At 39.3% G+C, this 11,495-nt stretch carries 9 protein-coding genes; 7 read left to right on the forward strand and 2 right to left on the reverse strand.

All coding sequences use genetic code 11. From position 1 onward, the window contains the following. Positions 1–7 precede the first annotated feature (7 nt). The 3 genes from ACUUJN_RS12820 to ACUUJN_RS12830 are packed head-to-tail and all read left to right on the forward strand — an operon-like array spanning position 8 to position 2,372. A complete protein-coding gene (locus ACUUJN_RS12820; protein WP_025723011.1) occupies positions 8–778 on the forward strand; it encodes an ABC transporter ATP-binding protein in 771 nt (256 codons plus the stop codon). Then, positions 775–1,410: an ABC transporter permease gene (locus ACUUJN_RS12825; RefSeq protein ID WP_023988627.1), complete on the forward strand. Its 636-nt coding sequence runs from the start codon at positions 775–777 to the stop codon at positions 1,408–1,410. The genes ACUUJN_RS12820 and ACUUJN_RS12825 overlap by 4 nt, the downstream gene beginning before the upstream one ends. Next, positions 1,407–2,372, forward strand: a complete 966-nt coding sequence (locus tag ACUUJN_RS12830) for a zinc-binding alcohol dehydrogenase family protein (RefSeq protein ID WP_023988628.1) — start codon at positions 1,407–1,409, stop codon at positions 2,370–2,372. The genes ACUUJN_RS12825 and ACUUJN_RS12830 overlap by 4 nt, the downstream gene beginning before the upstream one ends. A 195-nt stretch (positions 2,373–2,567) precedes the next feature. On the opposite strand, the gene ACUUJN_RS12835 is transcribed toward ACUUJN_RS12830, so the two are convergent. After that, entirely contained in the window at positions 2,568–4,484 is a 1,917-nt protein-coding gene (locus ACUUJN_RS12835; protein WP_484669699.1) for a right-handed parallel beta-helix repeat-containing protein, read from the reverse strand. Between the two features lie 118 nt (positions 4,485–4,602). Between ACUUJN_RS12835 and ACUUJN_RS12840 the strand changes: the two genes are divergently transcribed. Next, positions 4,603–5,358: a helix-turn-helix transcriptional regulator gene (locus ACUUJN_RS12840; RefSeq protein ID WP_068938422.1), complete on the forward strand. Its 756-nt coding sequence runs from the start codon at positions 4,603–4,605 to the stop codon at positions 5,356–5,358. Between the two features lie 980 nt (positions 5,359–6,338). Here the strand turns inward: ACUUJN_RS12840 and ACUUJN_RS12845 are convergent. Continuing rightward, a complete protein-coding gene (locus ACUUJN_RS12845) occupies positions 6,339–7,232 on the reverse strand; it encodes a LysR family transcriptional regulator (protein ID WP_076160424.1) in 894 nt (297 codons plus the stop codon). 346 nt (positions 7,233–7,578) lie between these two features. On the opposite strand from ACUUJN_RS12845, the gene ACUUJN_RS12850 reads away from it, so the two are divergent. The 3 genes from ACUUJN_RS12850 to ACUUJN_RS12860 all read left to right on the forward strand — a co-directional run bounded on the left by ACUUJN_RS12850 (position 7,579) and on the right by ACUUJN_RS12860 (position 11,454). Next, the gene (locus ACUUJN_RS12850; RefSeq protein ID WP_023988632.1) at positions 7,579–8,019 is read left to right on the forward strand and encodes a DMT family transporter; all 441 of its coding nucleotides are present in this window, start codon (positions 7,579–7,581) and stop codon (positions 8,017–8,019) included. A 21-nt stretch (positions 8,020–8,040) separates the two neighbouring features. Beyond that, on the forward strand, positions 8,041–9,486 hold the full coding sequence (locus ACUUJN_RS12855) for a glycoside hydrolase family 1 protein (protein ID WP_068938421.1): 1,446 nt from the start codon (positions 8,041–8,043) through the stop codon (positions 9,484–9,486). A gap of 105 nt (positions 9,487–9,591) precedes the next feature. Next, complete coding sequence (locus ACUUJN_RS12860) at positions 9,592–11,454, forward strand: beta-glucoside-specific PTS transporter subunit IIABC (protein ID WP_484669700.1); 1,863 nt, start codon at positions 9,592–9,594, stop codon at positions 11,452–11,454. Positions 11,455–11,495: the final 41 nt, after the last annotated feature.

Consider the following 11,495-nt stretch of genomic DNA (forward strand, 5'->3'; position numbering starts at 1 on the left):
GGATAACATGAGTCTTATAGCAATTGAATTCCAAAATGTGTGCAAAACATACGCAAACTCCAATGACTTAGCTGTTGATCATGTCAATCTGTCTATTAGGGAAGGCGAATTTATAACCATACTGGGTTCGTCCGGATCAGGAAAAACCACACTATTGAAAATGGTAAATCGTTTAATTGAACCTACCCAAGGGAAGATAAAACTATTTGGTGATGACATTGCTGAAATTGATCCTGTAGCGCTACGGAGAAGGATTGGCTATGTTATTCAGCAAGTGGGTTTGTTTCCTCATATGACCATTGGACAAAATATTGCTACTGTGCCCCGGCTTTTGAAATGGGAAAAAACGAAGGTGGATGAAATGGTGCACAAATTGTTACTTTTGGTTGGGTTAGATCCAGTAAACTACCTAAATCGTTACCCTTCTCAACTATCGGGAGGTCAGCAACAGAGAATTGGACTAGCTAGGGCCTTAGCAACAAATCCTAATACAATGTTATTGGATGAACCTTTTGGAGCCATAGACGCCATGACTCGTCTAAATTTGCAGGATGAACTTCTGCGGATTCATGGGGGAGTTAAGAAAACCTTCCTATTCGTAACGCATGATATCAATGAAGCATTTAAGCTGGGAACCAGGGTAATAATCATGAATCAAGGTAAAGCCTGTCAGTTTGATACGCCAAGAGAAATTGTTGCTCATCCCGCAGATGAATTTGTCGCATCGCTTATTCAATCTTCAAGAGAGCAAGAACGTTTCTGGGAGGGGTTAAAGTGATCGAATATGCCATTAAGCATCCGGATAAGTTAGGAATTGCATTACTGGAGCATGTGGAGATGCTAATTGTGATCATGCTGATCTCCATTGTCGTCACAGTACTCTTAACAATTTTAGCCCTGACTTCAGAAACGATATCCAGGTTACTCATTTATATCTTTTCGATTCTTTATTCAATTCCCAGCTTGGCCCTGTTCGCAATCATGATCCCCGTGACAGGTTTGGGTAAAACGACAGCGATTACCGTGCTCATAGCATATAACCAATATATCCTACTACGTCAGTTTATTGCAGGTTTGAATCATGTTGAACAGTCTATTATTGAGGCAGCCACTGGGCTTGGTATGAGCCGTATTCAGGTATTGCTTCATGTTCGTGTGCCTTTGGCCATCAAAGCTCTTTTTACAGGATTAAGGCTAGCATCCGTATCTACGGTTGGAATGGCGACTATAGCAGCATTTATAAATGCAGGCGGATTAGGCTCGATATTAAATGATGGCTTACGAACCATGAATATAGATAAGATTCTGTGGGGAAGTGTATTGTCAGCGTGTCTCGCTATTGGAACGAATGCAGTATTCATTCAGTTTGAAAAACGAATCTACATTGGATCGGGGAGATCACTTTTATGAAGGCTGTTGTACTGGAAAGGGCCTGTAAACCTGAAGAACTAAAGATAAAAGAAGTTCCAATCCCCAAAGTTAAACCAGGTTGGGTACTTGTTAAGATCAAAGCTTTTGGAATAAACCGCTCTGAAATGTTTACAAGACAGGGACATTCCCTATCCGTCAAATTCCCACGGATTATTGGTATTGAATGCATAGGGCAGATCGAAGATCCATCTGACAGCACATTTCAAAAAGGGGAGCGTGTTGCTTCATTAATGGGGGGATTAGGCCGAGAATTTGATGGAAGTTATGCTGAATATGTTTTGATTCCTTCAAAACAGGTTTATTCCATTCCAATTGAAATGAAATGGACTGAGCTCGCTGCAATTCCAGAAATGTATTATACGGCGTATGCGTCCTTATTCGAATGTCTCCAATTAACTGCTGACGAAGTGCTTCTCATTCGCGGTGGGACGAGTTCTGTTGGTCTGGCTGCCCTTCAGCTAGCAAAAAGTACAGGCGCCACAGTCATATCAACCACTCGGAACAACGGAAAGCTAGCATATCTTCAGCAGGCTGGAGCAGACTTTGCTTTACTCGATGATGAGTATTTTACAAAAGAAGTTTATAAAATCGCTCCAAATGGCGTAGACAAGGTCCTGGAGTTGGTCGGCACCGTCACAATAAAGGAATCATTGCAACTGGTTTCAGAGCAAGGGACCTTATGCATGTCAGGGATACTGGGAAATGAATGGACACTTGATTCCTTTGAACCGTTAATTGATATACCGACAGGTGTTTATTTTACGGCATTTACAAGTGAAGTTATCAAAGAAAACGTACTAATCGACCTGTTCAATCATATTAAAGAACATGGAATTGTTCCGCCGATTGCTAAAGTTTTCAAGCTAGAAGAAATCCGAGAAGCTCATCTTTTAATGGAGAGTAATGATGCGAATGGTAAGATCGTAATTTTGAACGATTAGTTCAGAAGATTAAGATTTCAAGGGTAGGACACATCGTTGTTGATGTTCTCTAGAACGTGATGCAAGCCTAAATGTGCCAGATCATTAATAAAATTAAATTCAAAAATCTTATATTTGAAAAAATATTCAAGCGATATCAGTGAAAGAGGCCTTACACCATAATTTATAGAGGTGTAAGGCTTTTTCTATAAGGGATTACCAAACTTTAATATAATTTTTACCTTTTTTCAAAAGTGTAATCGGCCCTATTGGAGACTTTTCTACTCTCTGCATATCCAACAAATCAGTATTCAGGATCACTTCACTACCATCGGGGCGCTCAAATTCAGCGTCAACGATACGTACCCGTGCTAATGTTGCTGTTGAATGTACTTCACCTAGAAAAACATCGAAATTTTCCGGTAATTCACAGGAAAGATAAACTTCTTCTCCCTTATCAACTATTCTGAAGTTTGGATGAAAGCTTTTGTCAACTATCTTATCTTTTTCTCTTTCAAACGGTTCTGCTCCGGCCAAATACGCATTGTTATTAATATAAACAGGTTGTTCCACCAAGTTAAATATTTCAGCGTCTCCGGGATTTTTGTGCACGTTTTCAATATACTCTTCTAAAGAAGCCGTGTGGTTTTTATAATGGGACGTTCCGACACCTTCTAATCCATCAGCTCCAATGAAAATATTATTATAAAAACGGTCATCACCGCCGTAAATAAAAGAAAAACCTGCGATTTTGGTGCTGTGGGGGAGGTGATACTGTGTAGAACGTGTCATTTCTTTCCAATGATTCATCTTACCGCAGATTAGGTTGTTTATGTAAGCTCCACCCTGTGACACATTGTCCAGAGAATATTCAGAAGCCATTATATTGTGATCAACGATATATGGCCCATGGCTTACTTCAACAAACAAATCGCGATTATTGCTATAAAATAAATTCTTACTAATCCTTGTTCCCTGTGTCTGCCAATCTGACCATAATCCTAAAGAGCAGTCATGGATACGGTTATGATAAATCTGGACATCTATGGCTGCATGGAGCTTGATTCCTGCAATTTCGTGACCGTAGAATTCACGTTTCAGAGCAATATTATATATATGGTTGTGATGAATTTCACTAAATACACCGCCTAAGTGACCCACAATTCCATTTTGACCGCAATCATAAATCGTATTATTACGGATAATATGGGAGCCGATTTTTTCCTTGCACCAGCCATTACGTTCAGCAGAAAAGACAGATTCAAGCTGGTACTGGTATCCGGGTTTGTCTTTCCGGACGGAGCGATAATTATGCCCGGTGGAGGCTTCTTTACCAATACTGATGGCGCTGCATTTTGCATCGTGAAGGATATTGTTTTCAATAATCCAACCCTTGCTCCAATTGGCACCAAGCAGTCCAGGCTGATCCGCTGTCGGAGGTGCCCATGGTGTTGCGGCCTGCGCCATTTCAAAGCCTCTTACTGTAATATAATCAATCCCTGTATCTTGGGGATAGAAACAAGATCTGCGAACGTTAACCTCAACAAATTCTTTGTTCGGATCAGCGCCTTGGAAATTCGCATATATGGTTGTATTATCAGCATTCACTTCTGCAAACCAGACATATTTTGTCTGTTCCTGATTATGAACAGGAACCATTTTTCTTGTCCAGTGGTCCAATACTTCTGTTGTAACCTTCGGATCGATCAGTTGTTCAAAGCGGCTAACTTCATAAAAAGACATACCGTTTAAATAAACGTCTCCTAAATGCTTGGTTTCCTCAATTGTTACGAGCCAATCTCCGGACACTTCAAGAGCATATGGGTTATAGTTACCAAAAAACTCATTCGGCAACACAACCTTCCAAATATTCTCTTCTGCATGCTGCCAACTTTGAATATGCTCTGAGCCTTTAATGATTACTTTTTCACCTTTTGCAGCTTGATAAGTAATTCTTCTCTTGGTGCTTAATCCTTTAAATTTTGGTTTTACCCATTCACGATATACCCCTCCATGGACAATAACCGTGTCTCCTGCCACAGCAGCAGAAGCTGCTTTATTGATTGTCAGAAATGGATCTTCCTGACTCCCCTGGCCGTGATCTGAACCAGTTTTTGCTACGTGATACTCCATAGTCTTATATCCTCCTTTAAATTCAATTTATTTTATTATAGGAAATAATATTTGTTAATTCTATCCAAAATATAGTACACTTTAAGACAATATTAGTGTTCTGGCAAAGGAGAGTTGTATGGTCTTATTTGAAAAACATGGAATGGAGGGGGAAGAATTCTTTCATTTTTTTCCTTTGAAGAATTATAGCTTTCCCCTTCATTTTCACCGCGCATATGAAATGATCTATGTTAATGATGGACAGCTATATGTATCCATTGATCAAAAAGAGTATCTTTTGAAGGAAAATGATCTGGTCTTTATCTTTATAAATCAAATGCATGAATTTAAGACCATCGATTACTCTAATATTACAATCATCCTTTTTTCGCCAGAGTTGATCGGCGACTTTTTTATGAATTTAAAAGGCTTAATTCCAAATGACAGTGCATTGCATTTGGAGAGAGCTATTGATTTTAGTAAGCTGAATTCAATCTATAGCCAGAAAAGTTTTTTATATGCTGTTTGTGCTGATCTGATAAATCAGAAATCGTTTACCCTAGTTAAGCAATCACCTCAGACAAAGGTGCTCTATAAGATGCTGCTTTATGTAGAGGAAAGTTATTCTACTGATTGCACATTAAAAGACATTGCAAAACATCTGCAGTATGACTATCCTTATCTATCAAAGTTGTTTGCCCAACAAATGAACATGACCTTCACGGACTACTTAAATCATTATCGGATTTCACAGGCATGCTATTTGCTGAAAAATTCCCAGCAGGCGATTGGTGAAGTTGCAATCAAGTGTGGTTATAACAATTTAAGAACCTTTCATCGTAACTTCAAGGAAATAACCAGGAGAGCGCCTAGAGAATATCGAGCAATGGACTAAAGAAGAACGGCATAAGCATAAGGTGAATGCGTTGAGCACTTTGTTGACCTTCAGCTTAAACTAGCTGGTGATTATGTTGAAAATATAATCATTAATTCTCAACAATCTTCAGATCATAATTTACGATCCTTCTAATCCAAAGTTTTGCTAGCAATAAATTAGAAAATCCATAAACGCAGCCATCCAATTACCAAGAATTTTTCTACATGACGCACACCATTTTAAATCGGTTATGTGAACAGGTGCGGCAATCCCTTGTCATCTAAAAGCCGTGATTTACGAGGGCTTATCAGAATATCTGGTGAGTGGTTTCAAAGGGTTCGTTTCCTGTCTGGTCACAGGGTAGAAGCTCACTCGGTTGTGAGGCGCTCGGCAACAAAAACGATTCGATTCGTACACAGTATACATCACACAACAAATGTTTTCGGTACGTTCGCTGTGGCAGTATTCACTTCATTCTTAAGGGTCAAGTCGCCAAAACTTAAAAATAGCAAGTCTCATGCAACTTAGAGACTTGCTATTTTGTGTTTTCGGTTCATTAAATTTTGTGAAAAAAAATAGTTCCAAAGTTATGAATTTTCTAAAAATTTATACTTTTAACAGCCGAAGGGCACTGCGGTTGGTACGTCATGTCGGAACGAGGAGATTGATTCAAAAAAATTGGTTGGTAAACTTGAGCTTTGAGTTAATAAAAAAATGTCGGATGACAAAAGCCATGTTGCATTAGGAGCCGCCTAAATGACGGCTTTTTTGTTTTAAGAAATCAAGTTCATGCTCCGAGCCAAGGACAAGAACTTGATTATTCCATTGCCGATTAGATATCTACCTATTTAATGCTCACTATACCGACCATCCAGTTGTCGCAGGAGCAGACGACCTCATTCTGGAGCGGTTGAAGCGAGGTTCGTTGACTGTCAAATAAGAAGCCCTTAGTGAGCTTTTTTTAGACAATTCTTTAATAGATAACCCAATTTATAAATTTATACTGTGCAGCTTTGAAAAAGCTCAATAAACTTCTGAGCTGCTGAAGAAAGTGGCAAGTCTTTTTTGATAGCAATACTTAAAAACCTTTTAGGTATGATTTCTTGGATGGGCACTATGAATAGCTGTTGTTGATCCAAATCGCTGCGAACAAAATCCTCGATTACACACGATATGCCCAAACCTTTTTTAGCAAACTCAATTAACAGTTCCATGGTACTCAGTTCTATTTTAGGTATTACTTTTAAGCCATATGAAGTGAAAAAGTTGTCAATATATATTCTTGTATTAAGTCCTTTCTGCATGAGAATGATCGGGTAATTTACTACTAGTTCTTTTAAGAATATTGGTTTATCACATATTTCTTTAAATCTCTCACCTACTACAAAACAATCTTGTATTTCTATTTTTCCAATCACCGTCAGAGAATCTCTGCTTCCGTTCAGATTGATGATTCCTATGTCAACTTCGCCTGACTCTAGCTGCTTAATTGTAGAATGAGTAGATTGATCTTTGATATAAATCTCGATATTAGGGTAAGCCAAGGAGAATGTCTCTAGGTATTGCATCAAGAAGTTACTACAAGCTGTTGTGCTTACGGCTATTCTTAGTTGGCCAGCATCTAAATTCCTTAATTCCAAAAATTTTCTTTCAGCCGCCTGTAATAACTCATAGCTTTGTTCTACATATTGATATAATATCTCTCCTTCCGCAGTAAGGGACACTCCTTGTGCCCTTCTATGGAACAACTGTCCACCTAGCTTATTTTCAAGCAGTTTTATGGACTGACTAACTGCCGATTGTGATGTAAATAGTTCCTTTGCCGCATTAGACATACTTCCAGCTTTTACTGTGATATAGAAGATCTTATAGAGTTCATAATTAATATCCATATAAGTATTTAGTATACCTCCTATACTTATTATTAATTTTACTTATTATACTGCGTGAATTATACTCGGGTTGTCAATGATTAATCGATAAATTGAGAAGGTGATCAATCTAGTATTCCCATATTTAAGATATATTATTGACTCATCTGTAGGAGATATTCAATCTTCAGAATTTGAGAGGGGATAATACTGTGAGGCGGGATTACTTTTGCAATGGACACACTTGAAACCGTTCTTTTGGTATTTTCTTTTCTCGTGGTTCTAAAATCGGATAAACGATTTATTGAAGCACTTCGTTCAATTTCAGATTGGCTAATTGATCAAAGTAAGAGAAAGGGGAAAATACATGGCTATCATATTCATAATTTTCGCATTATTGGCAGGAATGGCCTTGCCTACACAATTTAGTGTTAATGCGCAGCTAAGGACGGTGGTGGGATCACCTATTGTTGCTTCGGCCATTTCTTTTACAGTAGGTGCCATCTCATTAATAATCATATCTTTTTTTGTAAAAGGATCGTTGTTCAAAAAAGAATGGTTTGAAGCTCCCTGGTGGATGTGGACAGGAGGACTACTGGGTGCTTTCTATGTATTGGCGACAACCATTCTCATGCCCAGAATAGGAGTAGCAGCTACGGTTGGATACGTTTTAGCTGGACAAATAATCGTGTCGGTGATCATTGATCATTTTGGATTAATTGGTGCTAGTATGCACACTTTGAATATTCCTCGATTATTGGGAGCTCTTTTGGTTATTGCAGGAGTCTTTATCGTACAAAAATTTTAAATACATTTGGGGGAAACGTACATGAGCAAAATAAGAAAAGACTTTCTGTGGGGAGGAGCTATTGCTGCTAATCAAGTAGAAGGTGCACATCGCAGGGATGGAAGAGGGTTAAGTACCGCTGATATTCAGCCGTTTATTCCAGGAGCTGATCCTATTGATCTACATTTTAATAACATGGATTCAGAAACATACGAAAAATACAAACATGGGACATACTATTTCCCTAAGCGCCAAGGAGTACATTTCTACGAACGATACCGTGAGTATATCGATGCGTTAGCAGACATGCATGTAAAAACATTGCGGTTGTCTATTTCTTGGAGCAGGATTTTTCCGAATGGAGATGATACCGTTCCAAACGAGCAGGGTTTGGCCTTCTATGATCGATTATTTGAGTACATGAAAGAAAAAAATATTGAGCCAATCGTCACGATTTTCCATTATGAAATGCCTTTAAATTTGGTTGAGCAATATGGCGGTTGGACAAACCCGAAACTGATTGATTTCTTCGTGAAGTATGGGGAAACCGTCCTGCAAAGATATCATCAAACCGTTAAATATTGGATCATTATCAATCAAATTAACCTTGTCCACAAAGAGGCATTTGCCTCCCTTGGCATACTGAAAGATAAAGTTGATCATTACGAGCAGTCTCAGTTTCAAGCGGTTCATCACCAATTCGTTGCTTCTGCAAAGATTACTGAGTATGGGCACAAGCTAAATCCATCCCTTCAAATGGGAATGATGTTGGCCGATACGTTAACCGCCCCTTATTCATGTGAACCTGCAGATGTCGAACTGAATTTCAGACGGAATCGAATGCAATATTTCTACAGCGATGTTCTGATTCGAGGAGAGTATCCAGAATATGCATTGACGTATTTCGAAGACCATGACATCCAGCTGGAAATTACGGAATCGGAGAAAGAGTTGCTTTGGAACAATACAGCCGATTTCCTTGCAGTCTCTTATTACTGGTCAAATACTGTTAAAGCTAGTGAGAATACGATGGACCCTAATTCTACTGTCAAAAATCCCCATTTGAAAGCGAATCGCTGGGGCTGGTCTATAAATGCTTCAGGATTATATCTCTGCATGTCTAAGTATTGGGACAGGTATCATGTTCCCATGATGGTGGCTGAAAATGGTCTTGGATTTAAAGATGTTTTAACAGCGGACAATAAAGTTCATGACGATTATCGCATCGAATACCACCAGGAGCATATTGCAGCACTGAAAGAGGCAATACATGAAGGGGCAGATGTTTTTGCCTATTGTACCTGGGCCCCTTTCGACATCATCAGTGCAGGTACTGCTGAAATGAGCAAAAGATATGGCTTTATTTATGTGGACTATGATGATGAAGGTAATGGAAATGGGCAATTCCATTATAAAGATAGTTTTTACTGGTATAAGCAAGTTATTGATACAAACGGCGAGGATCTTCATAGAACCACCAACGATTAGGATGAGAATCACTAAATGATGAAGGCACCCCCGGATCATTTTGTATCGTTTCAGTAGTACGGTATGTGGAAAATGGTCCGGGCATTTATAATAGGGGGGACAACTATGAGTTATCAAAAATTGGCAAAGGATATTCTGGATGGCGTAGGAGGAAAAGAGAATGTAAATGCGGTGTGGCATTGTGCCACTAGATTGAGATTTAAATTAAATGATGTGAGTACTGCAGATACCAAAAAGATTGAAAACACAGATGGGGTCATTACCGTCGTCAATAGTGCCGGACAGTATCAGGTGGTTGTTGGTAATTCCGTTGCTCAAGTCTATGATGCACTAACATCATTACCTGGAATGGCATTACATGCTTCTAGCAACAATGAAAGCGCTTCAGAAAAACGAACTAGGAAATTTAATCCTGTCAGTCAGTTGATGGATTTTGTTTCGGCCGTATTTACGCCATTTCTGGGAGCCTTGGCTGGATCCGGAATTTTGAAAGGCATTCTAGCTTTATTTACAACAATGAACTGGATATCGACTGACAGTGGTGCGTATAAAATATGGAATGCAGCAAGTGATGCCATTTTCTATTTTTTGCCGATTTTCTTGGCATTTACTGCGGCCAAGAAGCTTAAAGTCAACCCATTCGTAGCCGTTTCGTTAGCTGGTGCACTCATTCATCCGTCTTTAGTAGAGATCGTATCCAATTCACAAACGATTGATTTCTTTGGCATACCGATCATACCAATTACGTATACGGCGTCTGTGTTTCCCATTCTGTTGTCGATTTGGGGCCTCTCTTACTTGGAACCTTTGTTGAACAAATTCTTTCCGGAATCAATTCGTAATATGCTAACCCCTCTGGTTTCTCTAGTGATCATGTTGCCTCTAACTTTGGCTGTTATCGGCCCTCTAGGCACAAAGATCAGTGACCTGTTCGCCATGGTATTGTTAGCAATCTTTGGTTTCTCCCCATTACTTGCTGGGTTGGTTTTAGGAGCGTTCCATCAGTCGATTGTCATTTTCGGAGTCCATTGGGCGCTGATTACGCTGATGATAAACAATGTCGCTAATCAAGGATACGACCAATGGTTGCCGATTGTATGTGCAGCCGTACTTTCTCAAGCAGGTGCTGCTCTAGGCGTATTTTTGAAAACCAAGGATGCCAGAATCAAAGGCCTATCGGGTTCTGCAGCAATCACAGCCATTTTTGGTATCACTGAACCGGCAATTTACGGCGTAACCCTTAAATTAAAGCGTCCATTCTACTGTGCAATGATCGCTGCTGGTATTGGAGGTGCTGTCATTGGATCGTTTGAAGTACATGCATCCACATTTACATTTCCTAGCTTGTTGGCTATTCCAACTTATTTAGGCCAAGGTTTCATTGGAGAAGTCATCGGATTGATTATTGCATTCTTTGGAGCCGTCATTTTAACTTATTTCTTCGGTGTTTCGAATAAGAGTGTGACGAATTTGAGTGATCAAGCAAATCCAAACGAGGTTGTGGTACCTGTGAATGGCCAAATTGTTCCTTTAAGCAGTGTAAGCGATGAGGTGTTTGCTTCTGAAGCGATGGGTAAAGGAGCAGGGATTGTTCCAATTAGCGGAATTGTTACAGCTCCGGTAAACGGAACGGTAAGCAGCGTGTACAAAACCGGGCATGCGATTGGCATTGTATCTGATTCCGGTATAGAACTTTTGATTCATATCGGTATTAATACTGTGAAATTAAAGGGACAACACTTTAAACCATTGGTTAAGGAAAATGATAGAATTGGCATTGATGACAAATTAGTTGAGTTTAACTTGGAGCAAATTAAGGCTGCGGGTTATGATCCTACGGTAATGGTTATTGTTACGAATTCATTTAATTATGATCAAGTGCATGTGAATCTGGAGGATCCAAATTCAAAACAGTTATTACATGTGATTCCTGCAAAACCTAGCGTTTCATCTTCAAATTTGGTTTAACACAGGACAGCATGGATTTGATCTTGGAAGTAAATTGAAAA

Source organism: Paenibacillus sp. LRG-1 (assembly GCF_057220305.1).